At 54.1% G+C, this 18,654-nt stretch carries 17 protein-coding genes; 11 read left to right on the top strand and 6 right to left on the bottom strand.

The window, feature by feature from the left end:
- The first annotated feature begins 4 nt into the window (after positions 1-4).
- From C6362_RS03320 to C6362_RS03310, 3 genes are read left to right on the top strand one after another with little or no spacing between them, the layout of a single operon-like run.
- On the top strand, positions 5-1,672 hold the full coding sequence (locus tag C6362_RS03320; protein WP_014015349.1) for a glycoside hydrolase family 13 protein: 1,668 nt from the start codon (positions 5-7) through the stop codon (positions 1,670-1,672).
- An 11-nt stretch (positions 1,673-1,683) separates the two neighbouring features.
- A complete protein-coding gene (locus tag C6362_RS03315; RefSeq protein WP_014015348.1) occupies positions 1,684-2,463 on the top strand; it encodes an HAD-IIB family hydrolase in 780 nt (259 codons plus the stop codon).
- Between the two features lie 13 nt (positions 2,464-2,476).
- On the top strand, positions 2,477-3,889 hold the full coding sequence (locus tag C6362_RS03310; protein WP_014015347.1) for an S-layer homology domain-containing protein: 1,413 nt from the start codon (positions 2,477-2,479) through the stop codon (positions 3,887-3,889).
- Between the two features lie 593 nt (positions 3,890-4,482).
- Here the strand turns inward: C6362_RS03310 and C6362_RS03305 are convergent.
- The 4 genes from C6362_RS03305 to C6362_RS03290 all read right to left on the bottom strand — a co-directional run bounded on the left by C6362_RS03305 (position 4,483) and on the right by C6362_RS03290 (position 8,474).
- Positions 4,483-5,889, bottom strand: a complete 1,407-nt coding sequence (locus C6362_RS03305) for a vWA domain-containing protein (RefSeq protein ID WP_014015346.1) — start codon at positions 5,887-5,889, stop codon at positions 4,483-4,485.
- A gap of 6 nt (positions 5,890-5,895) precedes the next feature.
- Positions 5,896-6,972, bottom strand: a complete 1,077-nt coding sequence (locus tag C6362_RS03300) for an ATP-binding protein (protein WP_014015345.1) — start codon at positions 6,970-6,972, stop codon at positions 5,896-5,898.
- A gap of 10 nt (positions 6,973-6,982) precedes the next feature.
- On the bottom strand, positions 6,983-7,780 hold the full coding sequence (locus C6362_RS03295; protein WP_014015344.1) for a hypothetical protein: 798 nt from the start codon (positions 7,778-7,780) through the stop codon (positions 6,983-6,985).
- A 217-nt stretch (positions 7,781-7,997) separates the two neighbouring features.
- On the bottom strand, positions 7,998-8,474 hold the full coding sequence (locus C6362_RS03290) for a hypothetical protein (protein ID WP_014015343.1): 477 nt from the start codon (positions 8,472-8,474) through the stop codon (positions 7,998-8,000).
- A gap of 191 nt (positions 8,475-8,665) precedes the next feature.
- Between C6362_RS03290 and C6362_RS03285 the strand changes: the two genes are divergently transcribed.
- From C6362_RS03285 to C6362_RS03270, 4 genes are all read left to right on the top strand, one after another.
- Entirely contained in the window at positions 8,666-9,535 is an 870-nt protein-coding gene (locus C6362_RS03285) for a LysR family transcriptional regulator (RefSeq protein ID WP_014015342.1), read from the top strand.
- A 54-nt stretch (positions 9,536-9,589) separates the two neighbouring features.
- On the top strand, positions 9,590-10,282 hold the full coding sequence (locus tag C6362_RS03280; protein ID WP_014015341.1) for an iron-sulfur cluster assembly scaffold protein: 693 nt from the start codon (positions 9,590-9,592) through the stop codon (positions 10,280-10,282).
- A gap of 12 nt (positions 10,283-10,294) precedes the next feature.
- Positions 10,295-11,305: a GGGtGRT protein gene (locus C6362_RS03275; protein WP_014015340.1), complete on the top strand. Its 1,011-nt coding sequence runs from the start codon at positions 10,295-10,297 to the stop codon at positions 11,303-11,305.
- A 218-nt stretch (positions 11,306-11,523) separates the two neighbouring features.
- Positions 11,524-12,414, top strand: coding sequence for a C40 family peptidase (locus C6362_RS03270; protein WP_232501476.1), 891 nt, complete (start codon positions 11,524-11,526; stop codon positions 12,412-12,414).
- A 58-nt stretch (positions 12,415-12,472) separates the two neighbouring features.
- Here the strand turns inward: C6362_RS03270 and C6362_RS03265 are convergent, their stop codons facing one another.
- Positions 12,473-13,246, bottom strand: a complete 774-nt coding sequence (locus tag C6362_RS03265; protein ID WP_014015338.1) for a hypothetical protein — start codon at positions 13,244-13,246, stop codon at positions 12,473-12,475.
- A gap of 6 nt (positions 13,247-13,252) precedes the next feature.
- The gene (locus tag C6362_RS03260) at positions 13,253-14,194 is read right to left on the bottom strand and encodes a LysR substrate-binding domain-containing protein (RefSeq protein ID WP_014015337.1); all 942 of its coding nucleotides are present in this window, start codon (positions 14,192-14,194) and stop codon (positions 13,253-13,255) included.
- A gap of 230 nt (positions 14,195-14,424) precedes the next feature.
- Here C6362_RS03260 and C6362_RS03255 point away from each other — a divergent pair, with 230 nt between their 5' ends.
- The 4 genes from C6362_RS03255 to nagZ all read left to right on the top strand — a co-directional run bounded on the left by C6362_RS03255 (position 14,425) and on the right by nagZ (position 18,650).
- Positions 14,425-15,600 carry a DNA polymerase IV gene (locus tag C6362_RS03255; RefSeq protein WP_014015336.1) on the top strand — a complete coding sequence of 392 codons (1,176 nt, stop codon included), beginning with the start codon at positions 14,425-14,427 and terminating at the stop codon, positions 15,598-15,600.
- Positions 15,601-15,616: 16 nt separating this feature from the next.
- Positions 15,617-15,904, top strand: a complete 288-nt coding sequence (locus tag C6362_RS03250; RefSeq protein ID WP_014015335.1) for a hypothetical protein — start codon at positions 15,617-15,619, stop codon at positions 15,902-15,904.
- A 459-nt stretch (positions 15,905-16,363) separates the two neighbouring features.
- Entirely contained in the window at positions 16,364-17,518 is a 1,155-nt protein-coding gene (gene nagA / locus C6362_RS03245) for an N-acetylglucosamine-6-phosphate deacetylase (RefSeq protein WP_014015334.1), read from the top strand.
- On the top strand, positions 17,505-18,650 hold the full coding sequence (gene nagZ / locus C6362_RS03240) for a beta-N-acetylhexosaminidase (RefSeq protein ID WP_014015333.1): 1,146 nt from the start codon (positions 17,505-17,507) through the stop codon (positions 18,648-18,650). The genes nagA and nagZ overlap by 14 nt, the downstream gene beginning before the upstream one ends.
- Positions 18,651-18,654 lie beyond the last annotated feature (4 nt).

The raw sequence follows: 18,654 nt of genomic DNA, 5'->3' as shown, positions 1-18,654 counted from the left end.
TTTTATGGATACCTTGAAATGGTGGCAGCAGACGGCTGTCTATCAGATTTACCCCCGCAGCTTCCAGGACACGACGGGCAGCGGCGAAGGCGATATTCCCGGCGTGACGCGTCACCTGGATTATCTCCGGAAACTCGGCGTCGGCGCCATCTGGCTGACGCCGGTCTACCCGTCGCCTATGGTCGACAACGGCTATGACATCAGCGACTATACGGCCATCGACCCGCGCTATGGCACGATGGCTGATATGGATACCCTCATTGCCGAAGGGAAGAAGCGGGATATCCGCATCGTCATGGACCTGGTCTATAACCATACGTCGGACCGGCACGCCTGGTTCCAGGAATCGAAACGCAGCCGCACTAACGACAAGGCCGACTGGTACATCTGGCGCGATGCCAAAGAGGACGGTTCGGCGCCGACGAACTGGCGCTCTATCTTCGGCGGCCCGGCCTGGACGTGGTGCGAAGAACGGCAGCAGTATTACCTGCACACCTTCGCCGTCGAACAGCCCGATTTGAATTGGGAGAATCCGGCCGTCCGCCAGGCCCTCTATGATGCGGCCAATTTCTGGATCGATAAAGGCGTCGGCGGCTTCCGCATCGATGCCATCGTCTACATCAAGAAACCGGCCGTCTTGGCCGACGGCCCGGTCGACGGCGCCGATGGCCTGTCGTCTATCCACAAGATGATTGCCAATACGCCGGGCATCCTCGATTTTCTCCACGAATTTCGCCGCAACGTCTTCGACGGCCACGATATCTTCACCGTCGCCGAAGCCAATGGCGTCACGCCGGCCGACCTGCCCCGCTGGGTCGGCAAGGACGGGGCCTTCAGTATGCTCTTCGAGTTCAGCCATACGAATCTGGAATTTCCCGATGATGAAGTCTGGTACCGGGCCGAAACGTGGCCCCTGACCAAGCTCAAGAAGGCCCTGTCCGACAGCCAGCAGGCGACGGCAGCCAACGGCTGGTATCCCATTTTCTTCGAGAACCACGACCAGATACGTTGTGTCAACCGCTATTTCCCCGAAGGGACGGATAAGCAGAAGGCGGCCAAGGCCATGGCGACCATCTTGTTTACCCTGCGCGGTACGCCTTTCATCTATGAAGGGCAGGAACTGGGCATGGCCAATACGGCCTTTGCCCGCATCGAAGACTACAATGATATTTCGACGCACGGCCAGTATCAGCTGGCTTTGGACGAAGGCTTTGCGCCGGCAGAGGCCCTGCGTCTCGTCCAGGCCCACAGCCGCGACAATGCCCGGACGCCTATGCAGTGGACGACGGCTCCCCAGGCCGGTTTTACGACGGGGACACCGTGGCTCCCGGTCCATGACGATTACCCGCAGTGCTGTGCCGAAGGGGAAGAAGCCGATGCCGATTCGGTTCTCCAGTACTATCGCCGCATACAGGCAGAACGCTTCAACGGGGAAGCGGCGGCCATATTGCAGCAAGGGCGCTACGAAGAATTGCTGGCTGATGACGAACGCATTTACGCTTTTAAGCGCATTTTAGACGACCAGGCGACATTGACGCTGGTCAATTTTACCAACGAAACCATCGAGTATGACGCGTCCCTTACGGACGGCGCAACGGTCCTTCTGGGCAGCTATGGCGCCCCGGAAGCCGGCAGACTGCGCCCGGCGGAAGCCGTCGTCTATCGGTTATGAGGAGGAGTACTATGTTAAAAGTTGCTGCCAGCGATTATGACGGGACCTTGTTCCGCGACGATATCATTACGGCCCGTGATGCCGAAGCCATCCGCAAATGGCGGGCTGCAGGCCATAAATTCGGCGTCGTATCCGGCCGGGACCACGGCATGCTCATGCCCCAGCTCAAGCATTATGGCGTCGAATACGACTACCTGGCCTGCAATAATGGCGGTCTCATCAGCGATGACCAGGAACGCGTCCTCTGGGAAGCCCGCATCGAGCCGGCTGTCCTCAAGGCCGTCAGCAAACTGGAACGGGTCCGTAAGTCCTTCCATTTTTCCTTTTCCTCGCAGGACCGGACCTACCTCTGCCATGATCTGCCGGGTACCTGGGTCTGGCGGGAAGCGAAAGAATGGGATTATCCCATCGTACCGGTGACGGAAGACGACATTGAACACCTGCCTCAGACAATCCACCAGTATTCCCTGGGCTTCACTAATCCTGACGATGCCCTGGCGGCCAGCGAACAGGTCAATGCCCATTTCGGCGACGTTGTCCACGCTTATCCCAACCGCTGCGCCGTCGACATCATTCCCTCCGATATCAGTAAACAACAGGCCATTGCCCACACGCTCTCCCTCTTTGGCTGGGACGGTGCGGACATCCTGGCCATTGGCGACGAAATCAACGACCTGCCCATGATTCTGGGCTATAACGGCTACACCGTCGCCACGGCCCGTCCGGCCATCCAGGAACAGGCACGCAAAGTCTATGACAGCGTAGGGGCCATGCTGGAAGATAATTTATAGAAAAGAGGTCCTTATGATGGAATTCAACAAGAAAGGCTTTGCCGTCCTGCTGGCCCTGAGCCTGGGCATGTCGGGCGCGGCTCTGGCGGCATCGGCCGACAGTTTCTCCGATGTCCCCAAAGACCACTGGTCTTATGAAGCCTTGGACTACCTGGCTAAAGAAGGTGTCATCGAAGGCATGGGCAACAGCACCTTTGAAGGTGGCCGTACCATGACCCGTTACGAAGTCGCCAGTATCGTCGCCAAAGCCATGCAAAAAGGCGGCGGCAACTTCGGCGATAAGACGGTCCTGGAAAAACTGCACGCAGAATACGCCGACGAAATCAACGTCCTGCAGCAGCAAGTCGCCAAGAACACCAAGCAGATCGAGCAGAATACCAAGGATATCGATTCGCTGAAAAACGGTATCGCTGGCAAGATGGAATTGAGCGGCTTTATCCGCGTCCAGTATGACCACGATAAATATAGCAACAATGTACAGAACAACAGTGATTTATATAAGGACAATGACCGCTTCTATATGAGCTTGAACGGTTCCTATAAAGTCAACGATAATTGGAAGGCCAAATTCCAGTTAGAAAAGAACTCCTTTTACAACGGCGGTCATGACCATGAAAACGAGTCGGGGTCATGGGCGACTGACGGCAAAGATAAGGGCCGGGCCAAACGCTGGTCTGGTCATGATGGCGATATCCAGCGTATCTGGGTCGAAGGGACGGATCCGAAGACCGGCGCCTGGATCAACATCGGCCGTGCCTGGCGCGGCTTAGGTCAGCAGAACGTCCTCTTCGGCACGGAATCCGATGGCTTCCAGCTCGGCGTCCCCATCAAAGGGACCAGTCTGACTGCCAGCGGCTTCTGGTTTGCTTCGACAGGGGCCGGCAACCATGAAAGCTGGTATGGCCTTGGTACGTGGGGGAATATCGGACCGCGGGCCGGCATCAACGTAGCCTATGCCTTGAATTCCAAGCATAAAGGCGATGTTTACGAAAAGAATACGAGTCATCTGGAATCATGGGGTGAAGAAACGGTCGATTACGATAAAGCTTACGTTCTCAGTGGCTGGTTCGACCTTTCCAAGAAAGTACGCTTCCTGGCTGACTATGTCCAGACCAACGCTGACTACCAGGACAACAGTACGTTCTTGCGCCTGAACTATGGCAATACGGATCTCCAGAAACCGGGAACATGGCAGGCCTATGCCCGCTGGTATCGTTACGGAACCAATGGCACCATCGCCGGTGACGACGAATGGAGTTCCTTGTTTTACAATGGCAGTGCCGGCAGTAAAGGCTGGATTTTGGGGTATAAATACGTGCCTTGGAAGAACATCGAATGGGAAACGCTCTACTCGAAACAGGAACAGATTTCCAATTCAGATAATAAACGGACCCTCGTCCGCACCCAGATGGACTTCCATTTCTAAAGTTTACGGCTTTTTTTTTCGGACTCAGATGCGGCTGCACCGCGACAGACTCAAAGTGACAACGACACTTCGGGAACCCCTCAGCGCGTAGCGGGCCGCCCGCTGCAACTGTCCGTCCGGGGACTATCCTGTACTGGACAGACCAGAAAAAATCTGGGCGGCCCCTACGGATGCGGCGTTTCGCCGCAACAGACTCATTGATTGTATTACGACCATGTGACATCTGTCATAAATTCCGTTCATTCACAGGATTCACGCGGCCTTTTTGGCCCGGCAGGTGCCGACCAGCGGAAGGCGCAAGACGGTTGCCAAAACGGACAGCAGAGGCTGGACGCCTTAACAGGCGTCCCCTACGGAATCGCATACAGGCGATGAAAAAATAAACGCAGGCGGCCGGTCGCCGGTCGCAAAAAATACACGGCCAGCGGCCGTATACGTAGGGGCCGTCCTGGAAGGCGGCCCGCTGTGAGATTTTACCACGGCCCATTCGGGTATAATGGCAGGCCTTTACGAGCCACGAACCACGAGCTACTAACCACTAACCACTCAAAAAAGACGCTGTCTTCCTGTGACAGCGCCTTTTTATCTTTTATTCACGGCATACTGATGTCTTCCTGGTGATTCATGGAGAAGCCGCCTTTTTCTACGTCGTCGAAGTCGAGGGACGGGTCGTATTCCGGGAGCTTGGTCAGTCGTTTGACCAGGCCGAAGGGCTTCTTCAGAGAGAGTTTGTCTCCCTTACCCGAGAGAACCCAGAGGACTTTGTAGCCTTTGGGCGGTGTCTGGAGTTTTTCTTCGCCTTTGCCGTCGGTGAAGTAAACGACGAGGTCGACGCGCTGGGTATTGGCGTAGGTGAAGACCGGGGAATAGGCCGTGCCGCCGCGGATGTCCAGGCGGCCGCGGACGTCGTCCATGGTGCGGATGCGGTAGGTGCGGCGTATTTCGTCGTCACATTCGGCGACGATGATTTCATGGTTATAGCAGCGGACCAGGTGCAGGACTTCGCCGATGGCCTGACGAAATTCGGCATCGGTGATACTGCCGCTGATGTCCAGGCCGATGAGGATTTTGGCCGTATGGGAGCGCAGGCAGCCCGGCAGGTCCAGCCGTTCCGGCTGGCGGCGGTTGCGGCGCATGGTCGTCCGCTTCCAGGTGCTGGTGACGGAGCCGACGAGCTTTTTCAAGTACCAATGCCAGGGCAGGTCTTCCTGACTGTCTTTCAAGGCTTTGATCATGCTTTCCAGATAATTCGACAGCTCGCCCTTGCACGAAGCGTCGATGTATTTTTCCGTGAATTTGCGCAGCGTCTCTTCGTCGATATCATCGCCTTCGTCCCATAAGTCGTGGGTCTTAGCCGGGTCGTAGGATACGGCAATGGATTCGTCGGAGTCGCTGTCCGATTCGGGCAGGTCTTTTTTGTCGGTCCGCAAGTCCAGGGCGCCTTGAATCTTATCGACGTAATATTCCAGGCTTTCAAAGGGATTCAGGAGCAGGGAATAGTTCATGTTCACCCATTCCAGGGTCGTCGAGAAGGGCGGCAGGTGGTCGAGATAGGTGTTGACGACGACGTCCATGGCCAGGTTGACGGCCATTTTGCTGTATTGCTGCCGGAGTTCTTTGGACCGGATGAGGTGGAGGGAGACGACGTGGAGGATTTCATGCTTAATCGTGCTCTCCATCTGTTCCGGCGACAGGGGCAGGAACAGCATGGGATTGAAATAGAGGTGGTACCGCGTCCCCTTGAAGTTGGTCCCTGTCGGCGAGGCCATGTCAAAGCGGATTTCCTTGACCATTTGGAAGAGAAAATAGCCGAAGAAATTGTCTTTGTCTTCCATGAGGTGGCCGTTGATGCGGTCCAGGAAGGTGTAGAATTTCTTTTGGAAATCGGCCGGCACATCCGGGACGCTGCCAGTCCGGCGCTGCTCGGCGAGGACGGCGTCGGCGACGATAGATGCCTGCTGATAGAGGAGGTTAGCCGCAATGGGCAGTGATTGTTCCATAGGCGTTTACCGAAGGGACCGGAAAGCTGCGAAGTAGCTGTCGATGAAGTCGTCGTTATCCAGAGCGCAGGCATAGACTTTGGGGTTGGCGGCTTTCATGTCCTTCATGACGCCGAGGCGCAGATCGACGGGATAGAGCGCCAGGAAGGCGACCAGGCGGGAAAGGAGCGGCTGAGCTTCGCTGTCATCGAGGCGGATGGCATGTTCCAGCTGCTTGAGGATGTTCTTGGCAGCCAGGTAGAGCCGGGTGTGGCTTTCACTGTTGACCCGGCTGGACAGGGTCGGATCCAGGGATGGACTGCCGAAGACATCGTCATAAGCGATGAGGGGCTGGGCGTCGGACGTGACGAAATGGACGAATTCCTGAGCGATGAGCTTGCCGACGTTGCCGCGGATGACGTTGTAGAAGACGCCCTGCGGGATGGCCGACGGGTCCTGTTTATAGATGTGGTACAGTTTGGAAATGCGTTCGTAACTGCGCGGCGTGGCATTGATGTCGTCTTCGTTGGTCTTGTCCAGGTATTCCGGGAAGGTGGAAATAAATTCCATGACCTTTTCTTCAATGCCTGCCGTCGAGGCCCAATCGAGCCACTGCAGGTAATCGGCTTCCATGTACAGCCAGACGAAGCGGTTCTGCTGGGCTGCATCCATTTCAACGACTTCGTAGTCATAGGAATCGGCCGGGTTCATGGCGGCGATGATATGGACCGACGGCGACAAGACGTAGCCGTTGATTTCACGGTTGAGGATGAGGTTCATCAGTTCCTGCTGGACGGCGTGGTCGCAGCGGTTGATTTCGTCGATGAACAAGAGGACTGTCCGGCCCTTGGCGATTTCTTCGTCGATTTTGCGGAGCTTGTGGTGGACGGCATAAATCGTCGTGCCCGCTTCGACCGTAGGCAGGCCGCCGATTTCCCCTTCTTTGAGGAGGTTGCCGTCGATGCCGACCAGGCTCCAGTCATTCTTGGCAGCCAGTTCCCGGGCCAGGGAGGTCTTGCCGATGCCCGTTTCGCCGACGAGAAGTGGGACTTCACCGGCTTTGAGGACTAATTCTACGCTTTTGAAAGTATCTGTAAAGTTCATGGTTTCTCTCCTATTTCAACGTCAATTTTTCATCTACTGTAATACGGCGGGCCTTCTTGCTGCCGCAATCGTCGACGAGGAGGACTTTATCGGCCGGTGTCAGATCGACGGCGTTGCAGGTGATGAAGTTGCGGACATAGTCTTCCGGTACATCGTCCCGGGACAAGACGGCCTTGAAGGTATTGCGCCAATCGTCAGGGGTCAGGGAAATGCCCTTGGGCATGTATTTGCTGACCAGGACGTTGCGGCTGAGATAGTGGAGAAATTCCTCTTTGCTGATATTCGGGATGAGGCGGATGGCCTGTTCGTTTTCGCTGATGGCCAGTTCTTTTGCTTCTTCCGTCGGCTTTTCGATGTAGCGCAGGGCTTCGTAGTTGCCGCGGATGGCGGCCAGCTGGACGGCCGGTGTCGGATGCTTGATGTATTTGATGGCGTCGTAATTCTTTTCTACAGCCCGCAGCTGCAGGGCTTCGTCCGGGTCTTTGACGTATTTGATGGCCCAGCCCGACTGGTCCAGGGCGGCGTCGATGAGTTCCGGTGACGGATTTTCGATATAACTCAGGTTGTTCCAGCCAGCGCGGACCGCTTGCAGGAGCATGTCTTCCGACGGATGGTCGATGAATTGGATGGCCCGGGCCGTATTGGCGACGGCGGCTTTCTGGACCGCTTCTGACGGATGTTTGATGTATTGCAGGGCCAGGCCGTTCATCTGGACAGCCAGGAGCTGCATTTCTTCCGTCGGGTTTTCGATGCGGTCGATTACATAGGGATTGTTGCGGATCATATTCATATATTTTTCGTTCGTCATGTCAGGTCCCTTTCGTTTTATATAATAAAGATTCACTTGCCTCTATTATACAATAGCTGCGGGCCGGAGGAAACTCAAAAAGGACTTGTCGCGTGCAACAAGTCCTTTTAAGTGGTTAGCCTTTTCTACAAACTACGTTGATAGAGCAACCTCTCAGTCAGCTTCGCTGACAGCTCTCCTATAAGGAGAGCCACTACGAGCCACTAGCCACGAACCACTAATTCTTCTGCGGCATGAGGGCGGCGAAGTGGTGCAGGGCCGTGTACATGTCGCGGATGTTCTGGAACTGGACCGTGTCGATTTTGACAGAGTACGCCGTTCCGTCGGTATGATAGACATTTGTCAGGTCAGCGTTCAAGTCATATGTCCCCTCGCGCTTGTTGGCGTGCAGGGCCGCTTTGTATTCGTTGATTTGGTGGATTTCCTGGCCAAGCTGGAAGATTAGGTCATCGCGGATGCCGGCATATTTTTCGACATACAACGTAAAGCTCATGTTTTCGATGCTGTTGGGATAGTCCATGGTCTGCATGGCCCGGAGGGAATCCATATCGGCATAGGCGATGCCGTCCGGACTGGTGCTGATGACGCGGTAACGGCCGGGGTTGCTGACCAGGGTCTGGGAATCCATGGCGTTGGCTGTCAGGCAGCCCAGGGCCAGGAGCAGGGACGCACAGAGCGTCGTCATTTTTTTCATGAGAATCCATCCTTCCTTATCGTAAAATAGGTTAATCGTTTGTCCTATTATATCATGAAGGCAGGGGTAAAACTATACTGGGAGCAAAGACGTCCCATACGTATACGAAAAATGCCCACTTTTTTCTTGATAAAAATTTTGAAATATCATAAAATTATCTTATGGAAAACGCAAAGAAAGGGAAGGGTGCTATGTTAGATTTTCGTATCCATACATTTTTGTGCGTTTGCCGTCACATGAATTATACCCGGGCTGCTGCGGAACTTCACATCACACAGCCTGCCGTTTCTCAGCATATTCGCTACTTGGAACGCGAATACGGGACCAAGCTTTTCAGTTATAAGGGAAAACATCTGCAATTGACCCAGGCTGGGCACATCCTTTGGAATGCCGTGACTGCCATCAGTCATGACGATGCCATCTTAAAAGAGCATCTTCGCGACCTGCAGCACAATCGCTCCCTGACCTTTGGGGCGACGCCGACAGCTGGCGTGGGGATTCTCGATAAATTGGCTGACTTGCTCAAGCATAATGACGATATGAATCTTCGCATGGAAATTGCGGATGCGGAAAAGCTGCTCCAGTCCCTGGACGATGGCGCCATTGATTTTGCCATTGTCGAAAGTTCTTTTGACCAGGGACGCTATGAATCGCTCTTATTTTCTAATGAACCGATTGTCGCTGTCTGCGGTACGGGCTATGAAGCTCCGGAAGAAATGACGCTGTCAGAACTCATGCGCTATCGGATCATCGTCCGCGAACGCCATGCCGGCGCCCGCCGGATCTTGGAACATAAGCTGGCAGAACAGGGCTACACACTGGACCATTTCCCGGCCCGCTATGAAGTGGGCAGCCTGTCGGCCGTCAAAGGACTGGCCTGCCGTGACTGCGGTATTGCATTTTTATATGAAACATCAGTTCAGAAAGAACTGGCAGACGGGACGCTGCGACGCATCGTCGTCAAGGATTTCTCCGTCATGCACGCATTTTCATTCTTGTGGCGCAAAGGCAGCATGTATCGCGCTTTATTCACACAGATATACGACCAGTTGAAGGACTGAGTCTTATACGTGCTGCTTTTTATTTCTCATACATTTTGAAAGGGTGAAGAGAACATGTTATATTCAACAGAAGTTAAGAATATGTGTCCCGTCACGAAAGGCGCATATCACGGACCGGCCCCGATTCCGGAAGAAGGCGAATGGGTACAGGTAAAGGAAATCAAAGATGTCAGCGGCTTGACCCATGGCGTAGGCTGGTGTGCTCCGCAGCAGGGTGCCTGCAAATTGACACTCAATGTCAAAGACGGCATCATTGAAGAAGCCCTCGTTGAAACCATCGGCTGTTCCGGCATGACTCATTCTGCTGCTATGGCTTCGGAAATCCTTCCGGGCAAAACGCTTCTTGAAGCCCTCAATACAGACTTGGTCTGCGATGCTATCAACGTGGCTATGCGCCAGCTCTTCCTCCAGATTGTATACGGCCGTACCCAGACAGCCTTCTCCGAAGGCGGCCTCCCCATCGGCGCCAGCCTGGACGACCTCGGCAAAGGCCTGCGCAGCCAGACCGGTACCATGTTCGGTACGAAAGCGAAAGGCACGCGGTATCTGGAAATGACCGAAGGCTATGTTACCCGCATGGCACTCGATGAAGATAACCAGGTCATCGGCTATGAATTCATCCACCTCGGCAAAATGATGGAAGCCATCAAGAAGGGCGTCGAACCGGCCAAAGCTATGGAAGACGCAAAAGGCCACTATGGCCGCTTTGAAGAAGCAGCTTCGTATATCGATCCGAGACAGCAATAGGAGGGCAAAACCATGGAATTATTTGAAAGCTACGACAGAAGAATTGATAAGATCCTCGGCGTACTGAAAGAATACGGTATCGGCAGCGTTGAAGAATGTCGCGATATCTGTGCAGCTGCCGGCCTGGATCCCTATAAAATCGTCAAAGACGTACAGCCGATTGCATTTGAAAATGCTGGCTGGGCCTACACCGTTGGCGCTGCCATCGCTATCAAGACCAATGCACGGACGGCTGTAGAAGCGGCTAAAGCCATCGGCATCGGCCTCCAGTCCTTCTGCATTCCCGGCTCCGTCGCTGAAGACCGCAAAGTCGGCCGCGGCCACGGCAACCTGGCAGCTATGCTCTTGCAGGACGAAACGAAATGCTTCTGCTTCCTGGCAGGTCACGAATCCTTCGCCGCTGCTGAAGGCGCTATCGGCATCGTCCGCAATGCCAACAAGGCTCGTAAAGTGCCTCTCCGCGTCATCCTCAATGGTCTCGGCAAAGACGCTGCCCAGATCATTTCCCGTATCAACGGCTTCACCTATGTTCAGACCCAGTTCGATTACAAAACGGGCGAATTGAACATTGTCCGTGAAATCCCCTACTCCAAGAGCGAACGGGCTAACGTTCGCTGCTTCGGTGCCGACGATGTCCGCGAAGGCGTCGCTATCATGCACCACGAAGGCGTCGACGTTTCCATTACGGGGAACTCCACCAACCCGACCCGTTTCCAGCACCCCGTTGCAGGTACATATAAGAAAGAATGCATCGAAATGGGCAAGAAATACTTCTCCGTTGCATCCGGCGGCGGCACAGGCCGTACACTCCATCCGGATAATATGGCTGCCGGCCCTGCTTCTTACGGCATGACCGATACCATGGGCCGTATGCACAGCGATGCTCAGTTCGCTGGCTCTTCGTCCGTACCGGCTCACGTAGAAATGATGGGCTTCCTCGGCATGGGCAACAACCCCATGGTTGGTGCATCCGTAGCCGTAGCTGTCGCCGTAGAAGGCGCTGCTAAAGCTGGCAAATTCTAATATTACGTATGTAAAAAAAGGCGCTGTCGCATGAAGACAGCGCCTTTTTGAGTGAAAGAAATCTCGTATGATGGCAGAAGCCTTTGTATGACAATGGCCCCATACCCTACAAATACAGTCGAAAAAATGATATAATAAAATAATATATTACGATTTTGTGAAAGGGGTATTTCATGGATACGACAAAGAAGATAGCTGTTATGCTGGGCTTGTGTCTGATGACTTCTATATCTTTTGCCGGTGCTACTTTTCATCCCGGTGACAAGGGAAATCAAATCACGACGATTCAGCAGGCCTTAGCCAATTATGGCTATGATATTTCCGTCGATGGCGATTACGGCGCTTCGACGCAGGCTGCAGTCCGCCAATTCCAGGAAGCACAGGGATTGGAAGCAGATGGCATCGTCGGAGCTGCGACATACGAAGCCTTGATGGGAGAAGCGATGCCGGAAAACCATACGGTCCAGGCCGGCGCTTCGGCAGCGATGCCGGCAGCGACGTCGCAAAATGAAATCACGCTCGTCCAGCAGGCTTTGGCTAACAATGGCTATGACGTTGCCGTAGACGGGGCTTTTGGACCCGGTACGGAACGGGCTATCCGCTCTTATCAGGTGGACCATGGACTGGAACCAGACGGCATCGTCGGTCAAGAGACGTTCTATTCCCTGACGGGGCAGTCCTTGCCGACCGGACCGATCCGCCGTTTCGGCAGTGGCGGTTATAACGGGGTATCCCGGGTCGAAAGCCCGGAAGCGACGCATATTCTCGATATTGCCAACCAATATATCGGTGTACCTTACGTCTTTGGTGGTTCTACGCCATCCGGCTTTGACTGCTCGGGCTTTACGCGTTACGTCTATTCGGCGGCCGGTATTGACTTGCCGCGCGGCGCCGATGAACAGTATGGCGTAGGTTATTCCGTTTCCATGGCCAATTTACAGCCTGGCGACCTGGTCTTCTTCTCTACTTATGAATCGGGAATTTCCCACGTCGGCATCTATATCGGCAACCACCAGTTCATCAATGCCGCCAGTGATGGCGTCAGCATCTCCGATATGGACAGCAACTACTGGTCTGCCCGCTACATCGGTGCCAAACGCGTCATGTAAGGCGAGGACGCATCCCTGCGATAAAAAGGGCTTGTCGCACGACGACAAGCCCTTTTTTTCAAAACGTTTTTTCAATAATCGCGATATCTTCGTCGGTGACGATGAGGTCCGGGCCCTTTCTCAAGGCTTCGATGGCCTTCGTATCGACGACCCACAGGGCCGGGGCAAGGTCGTTAGCATGGTCTTTCATCCACGTGGTGATGGCCCGGGCGCCCTGACTGTAGGGCAGGGCCGCTTTGACGTAACGGAAATGGGAGCGGGGAACGGCTTTCATGGGCTGTTTCCACACTTCTTCGATTTCCAGGGTATAGTCACATTCATGATATCCGTTGGATACGGCTTCGCGGCCGATGTCCTCGGTGTTCTTCTGGCCCATGTCGAGGAGCAGGTAGTCGTAGAGCAGGACCTGTTCCCATTTTTCCTTGAAGATATCCCGTTCCGGCAGGATCTGGCACGGGTCTTCGCTGTACAGGCGCAATAAGTCCAGGACGAAGCGGAAGCGATGGCGCTTGAAGGTGAAATTCACGGCGTCGACGTAGATTTCCCGCATGCGGATATATTGTTTCGTCTGATTGCGGAAATCGCTGTCAAAATAGCTGATCGGCGTTTCGTGGCGGATATAGTCGAAAAGCTTTTGTTCCAGGGCCATCCCCTTTTTGAGGGCTGCCCGGCGGTCCGCTGCAGCTGCCAGGGGATCGCGGAAGATGCGGTTCAACCGGTCCAGGTAGTTCAGGCAGGCCGTTTCCAGGGCCAGGGCGCTGAAGGGACCGTTATCGCGCTGATGTGAAAAAATTTCGTTTTTTTCTGCTGCCGATAGCAATGATTTAGACATCGTGATCTACTCCTCTGAAAGGTAAGGATGTTCGGAGGCGGCACTCTGGATGGCCGCATTGGCATCCTTGAAATAATCTTTGAACGACTGTACCCATGTCCGCGATGGGTGCGATAAATAGCCCTTGCTTTTCCATATCAGGGCCAGGGTCCAATAGAGATGGGGCTGGACGAGGGGGACGGAAACGGCAAGGTCCGGTGAAATCCGTTGACAGATGGTGTGCGGCATCAGGGAAATGCCCAGGCGGCCGGCGACCATCTGAGCCAGGAAGTCCCAGTTACTGGAACGGCAGACAATCTTCGGATGGGCCATGATTTCCTGGAAAGCCGAGCGCAGGTAGGGATTCAGGGAGAAGCCATTCGGATAGAAGACGAAGGTTTCATCTTTGATGTCCGACAAGGTCAGCGACGGCCGAGAGGCCAGGGGATGATCCGGCCAGAGAACGACGTCGAGAGGTTCTTCATGGAAAATGAAAAATTCATACGGTATTTCCGTCGTAATCGGCAGGGCGACGAAACCGACCTGGATGAGGCCGTCGTCGATGGCGGATACGACGTCCTGAGAACCGACTTCTTTCATTTCCAGCTCGATTTTAGGATATTTATTGATGAAATGGGCGATGAACGGTGCGATGACCGATGACCCGATCATAGGTGGTACGCCGACGGATAATTTGCCGGCATTGAGCAGCTGGGGCGATTCCATTTCTTCGTTCAGCTGGGTGAATCCCTTGATGAGCTCTTCGATTTTGGGGAGCAAATAGGACCCCGTTTCCGTGAGCTCTACATTTTTTCCCTTGCGGTCGAAGAGCTGGACGCCCCAGTGTTCTTCCAGGGCCTTGATTCCCTTGCTGATCGATGGCTGGCTGATATGCAGTGATTTAGAAGCTTTGGTGAAGCTTTTTTTATGAGCGACTTCGATGAAGTATGTCAATTGGAATAAATCCATAATGTGATATTTCACCTCTCTTTAGTATTCTTATAGTTTACCATATTATGGCATGAAAATCCAATGGTGTACACTTCTTTGTAAGCGGCACTACTAAGCCGTTTTATAGCAATTTGTGTTTCAGCGCATGGATGTATTGTTAACAATATTTTGTATGAAATGACACAAGCCCCTATATTTAGGGACGGCAATCGTTGTATAATATAGTATAGAATGGAGGAGGGATGGCTATGGCACGGCGATGGATCATGCATGTCGATATGGATGCGTTTTATGCGTCTGTAGAACAACGGGATAACCCGGCCCTGAAGGGGCTGCCGGTCATTGTCGGCGGTCTCATGGAACGGGGCGTCGTCGCGACGGCCTCTTATGAGGCGAGGGCTTGCGGTGTCCATTCGGCCATGAGCATGAAACTGGCCCGCCGTCTCTGTCCCAACGGCGTCTTCCTGCCCGTGCGCATGTCCCATTACCGGCGCATTTCCCACCAGATACGCCTGATCTTGTCCCACTACTCGCCGTTTATCGAACCACTGGCCTTAGATGAGGCTTTCCTCGATGTCTCCGGGATGGAACGCCATTATCCGGATATCGTCGACATAGGCAAGGCCGTCAAGGAAGAGATACGGCGGACGACGGGCCTTGTCGCCTCGGCCGGCATTGCGCCCAATAAGTTCCTGGCCAAATTGGCGTCGGACCTTCGCAAACCGGATGGCCTGGTCTGGATCCCCTATGGGACGGAACGTCAGATATTGGCGCCCCTGCCGCTGAGCCGCCTGTGGGGTGTCGGCAAGGTAACAGCCGAAGCCTTGCAAAAAGCGGGCTACCATACCATCGGTGATATTGCGGCAGCCAGTCCCGAAGTACTCCAGCCTGTCGTCGGCAATCAGGCCCGGCGGATTTACTGCCTGGCCCAGGGGCAGGATAACCGGCCGCTGGAAGTGCGGCGGCGGCCTCAGTCCGTCGGCAATGAGCATACGTACAGCCACGATCTGACACAGGAGGCCGAAGTGGATGAACAGTTCCGACTCCTGGCCAATGAAGTGTCCTGGCGGCTCCGGCAGAACCGGCTCATGGGACGGACCATCACTATCAAGATACGCTATGCCTCATTCAAGACCATTACCAGGTCTTTGACGTTGCAGAGCATGGGAACTTGTTCAGAAGAACAATTATATTTTTCGGCAAAAAGATTGTATAATAAGAGCAAAGGCCATGAACCCATCCGCCTCCTGGGACTGACGGTCAGCCAGCTCCAGGCCTATCAGGTGCAGGGCGATTTGTTCTCGGAAGACGAAGAGACGAAGGCCAAAGTGACAGAGGCCATCGACAAGCTGCAGAAGCGCTTTGGCCGGACGGCCATCATGAAGGGATTTCTCTGGGAAATGTCCCATGAAAAAGATACATAGAGAAGGAGTTTTTGTTATGGCAATTTTTAAAGTAGCGGCCCATACGGGTGACAACAACAACGGGTACATCGAATACGATACAGAAACGAAGGAACTCGGCGTCCACCTCAATGATGACGCCATGGATGAAAAGGCTCGTCAGTATTTGACGACAGAAAAGGCCTTGCATCAATATACGGATTTATCGAACTACAAGACCTTGAGTGTCGTGCCGACGTCGAGCCTGGAAGCTTTGAAGCTGGCCCTGTGCTACATCTGGCGGGCTACGGGCATCCACATTGACTGGAGCCGGCCTGTCGATTGAAGTACAACTATCCACAATTCAGGTATACACAATTTATCCACATTTTCTGTGTACAAGAGTGACAGAAATGTGGATATTTTTTTGCCAAGCGCATGGTTATGCCATTTTTTCCAGGTGCATACTTTTAGGAGATGGATGGCTGAAATGTGGATAACTTTCGTGGATAAATGTGTATCTCTAGTGAAAATGGACGAAAAACGGGATAGACAAGCCAATGATACCGGGCGAACAAATGGCACAGAGAATGTGCATAAGTCTTGTGAAAATGTGGATAACCTGTTGCGGCGAGTTTTCCACAATATGTGGATACATTGTGGAAAGGTATGCACAGGTGGACAAAGCATAAAATAGCCATTTTTTAAGGATGTGCACAACTTATCCACTTTACTTATCCACATTTTCACGTCTTGGCGTTTGTGGTATACTTTAAACAGTGAATACGATTAGGAGGAATTTAATATGAAAGCTATCATCGACGGACTCATTGTTCTGCCGAACGAAATCATTAATGGACATGTCATCATGTATGAAAAGGACATCTGGCGCATCGTACCGCGCAAGCAGTTCCGTGCCGGCATGTGTTCGGAATTTATCGACGCTAACGGCGGCTTCGTCGTACCAGGCTTCATCAATGAACACATCCACGGCTGTGCCGGTGCCGACACCATGGATGACGATGACCAGGCCTTGAAGACCATGCAGCAGGCCCTGCCGGCGACGGGCGTTACGTCTTTTGTCCCGACGACGATGACCATGGAACAAGGCCGCATCGAGAAAGCCCTGCAGCGGATACGCCAGGCCCGGAAAGACTATCAGGGCGGAGCCCAGGTATTGGGCGCCCACATGGAAGGCCCTTTCATCAGTCCGGCCTATAAAGGTTCCCAGGCCGAAGAAAATATCCAGACGGCTGATTTTTCCTGGCTCGAATCCTATGCCGATGTCATCAAGATCATCACGCTGGCACCGGAAACGCTGAAGAACAAGAAGTTCCTGAAAGACTGCCAGGACCACGGCATTACCGTATCCATTGGACATACAGCGGCTGATTTCGACCAGGCCATGGAATGTATGGACACCCTCGGCCACTGCCATGTCACCCATTTATATAATGCCATGACGCCCTTTCATCACCGTAAACCCGGCGTCGTCGGGGCGGCACTGCTCAATAAGCACGCCTGCTGCGAATTGATCTGCGACGACCTCCACGTCCATCCGGCAGCGCAGAAACTGGCTTATCAGATGAAAGGCCGCGATGGCCTCATCCTGGTCACTGATTCTTTGCGGGCCTGCCTGCAAGGCGATGGCGAGTCCAGCCTGGGCGGCCAGAAAGTCTTTGTCAAGAACGGCGAAGCCCGCTTGGCCGACGGAACTCTGGCTGCCAGCATTGCCCCCATGAACGAAGTGGCCCTCCACTTCCTGATCAATTCCGGCGCTTCCATTCCCGAAGTCGTCGCCATGGCTACGGTCAACCCGGCCAAGGCCCTCGGCGTCTACGACCGCATCGGTTCCTTAGAAGAAGGGAAACAGGCGGACATCACCATTCTGGACAGCAACGATTTCCACGTAAAACAGACAGTCATCGCCGGGGAGCTGGCATACAATGAAGAAGCGTAATGCCAAGAGCGGGATTTTCCTGGCCCTGGCCGTCCTGGTCCTCGTGCTAGCTGGGGCTTGGTTCTTCTGGAATCGGTCACCGGCAGTACCTTCGCCGTCTTCTCCTGGCGGGACCGTACAGGAAGACGAGGCGGCCAGATTGGTCCACAAGATGTCGCCAGAAGAAAAGATCGGCCAGCTCATGATGATCGGCCTGGCCGGGACGACCATCGACGACCAGGCCCAGCGCCAGCTGGAATACTGCCACGCCGGGAATGTCATCTTATTCGACCGCAATATGGACAGGCCCGACCAGGTCCAGCATCTGACCAAAAAAATAGACACGACGATCCGCAAGAAGAGCGGCGTCATGCCTTTTATTGCCCTCGATCAGGAAGGGGGCCAGGTCCTGCGCATGCGCAAGGCTTTCCCGCCGATTCCTTCGGAACAGGCCATCGGACAGAGCGGCCAGCCGGAGCAGGCCAAACAGTGGGCCCTTACGACGGGGACTGAGTTGAAGAAACTGGGTATCAATGTCAATTTCGCTCCTGTCGTCGACCTAGGCTCCCAGGCCGAACGGTCGTACAGCCTCGACCCCGGCGTCGTGACCCAGTTCGCCCATGAAGCCGTTGCCGGCTATGGACAGGCCGGTATCTGGTGCTCCTTGAAGCATTTCCCGGGCATTGGCAAAGTCAAGACGGATCCTCACATTGACGGGGACAGCGTCAACAGCTCTAAGGATGAACTCTTGAAACAGGATTTGAAGCCCTTTGAGAACCTCATCAAGCGCGAAGACAATCAGAAAATGTTCATCATGGTCTCGAACGTCACCTTCCCCGCTTTGGACCCCAATCTGCCGGCCTGCGTCTCCAAGCCGATCATGACCGACTTGTTGCGCCACACTTTCGGCTACCAGGGTCTCATCGTTTCCGACGATATGGAAATGGGGGCCATGGCCAAACACTATGCCTTTGCCGACATGGGCGTCATGGCTATCAAGGCCGGTGCTGATATAGTCCTGGTCTGCCATGAATATGCCCATGAACGGGAAACCTATGACGGCCTCTTGAAGGAATATAAGAACAATGCAGACTTCCGGGCCTTAGTCGATGAAAAAGTTACCCGCATCGTCCGCACCAAACTGAATCATTAAGGGC

The organism is Megasphaera elsdenii DSM 20460 (genome assembly GCF_003010495.1).
Taxonomy (GTDB): domain Bacteria; phylum Bacillota; class Negativicutes; order Veillonellales; family Megasphaeraceae; genus Megasphaera; species Megasphaera elsdenii.
This window is presented reverse-complemented; position numbering and strand designations above follow the sequence as displayed.

What these genes read in the sequence shown, in the direction of transcription:
- C6362_RS03295 (WP_014015344.1), bottom strand. Translation starts at nt 7,780, where the DNA reads ATGACGAACGAAAAATATATGAATATGATCCGCAACAATCCCTATGTA.
- C6362_RS03285 (WP_014015342.1), top strand. Translation starts at nt 8,666, where the DNA reads ATGTTAGATTTTCGTATCCATACATTTTTGTGCGTTTGCCGTCACATG.
- C6362_RS03310 (WP_014015347.1), top strand. Translation starts at nt 2,477, where the DNA reads ATGATGGAATTCAACAAGAAAGGCTTTGCCGTCCTGCTGGCCCTGAGC.
- C6362_RS03250 (WP_014015335.1), top strand. Translation starts at nt 15,617, where the DNA reads ATGGCAATTTTTAAAGTAGCGGCCCATACGGGTGACAACAACAACGGG.
- C6362_RS03305 (WP_014015346.1), bottom strand. Translation starts at nt 5,889, where the DNA reads ATGGAACAATCACTGCCCATTGCGGCTAACCTCCTCTATCAGCAGGCA.
- nagZ (WP_014015333.1), top strand. Translation starts at nt 17,505, where the DNA reads ATGAAGAAGCGTAATGCCAAGAGCGGGATTTTCCTGGCCCTGGCCGTC.
- C6362_RS03270 (WP_232501476.1), top strand. Translation starts at nt 11,524, where the DNA reads ATGACTTCTATATCTTTTGCCGGTGCTACTTTTCATCCCGGTGACAAG.
- C6362_RS03255 (WP_014015336.1), top strand. Translation starts at nt 14,425, where the DNA reads ATGGCACGGCGATGGATCATGCATGTCGATATGGATGCGTTTTATGCG.
- C6362_RS03315 (WP_014015348.1), top strand. Translation starts at nt 1,684, where the DNA reads ATGTTAAAAGTTGCTGCCAGCGATTATGACGGGACCTTGTTCCGCGAC.
- C6362_RS03260 (WP_014015337.1), bottom strand. Translation starts at nt 14,194, where the DNA reads ATGGATTTATTCCAATTGACATACTTCATCGAAGTCGCTCATAAAAAA.
- C6362_RS03290 (WP_014015343.1), bottom strand. Translation starts at nt 8,474, where the DNA reads ATGAAAAAAATGACGACGCTCTGTGCGTCCCTGCTCCTGGCCCTGGGC.
- C6362_RS03280 (WP_014015341.1), top strand. Translation starts at nt 9,590, where the DNA reads ATGTTATATTCAACAGAAGTTAAGAATATGTGTCCCGTCACGAAAGGC.
- nagA (WP_014015334.1), top strand. Translation starts at nt 16,364, where the DNA reads ATGAAAGCTATCATCGACGGACTCATTGTTCTGCCGAACGAAATCATT.
- C6362_RS03320 (WP_014015349.1), top strand. Translation starts at nt 5, where the DNA reads ATGGATACCTTGAAATGGTGGCAGCAGACGGCTGTCTATCAGATTTAC.
- C6362_RS03265 (WP_014015338.1), bottom strand. Translation starts at nt 13,246, where the DNA reads ATGTCTAAATCATTGCTATCGGCAGCAGAAAAAAACGAAATTTTTTCA.
- C6362_RS03275 (WP_014015340.1), top strand. Translation starts at nt 10,295, where the DNA reads ATGGAATTATTTGAAAGCTACGACAGAAGAATTGATAAGATCCTCGGC.
- C6362_RS03300 (WP_014015345.1), bottom strand. Translation starts at nt 6,972, where the DNA reads ATGAACTTTACAGATACTTTCAAAAGCGTAGAATTAGTCCTCAAAGCC.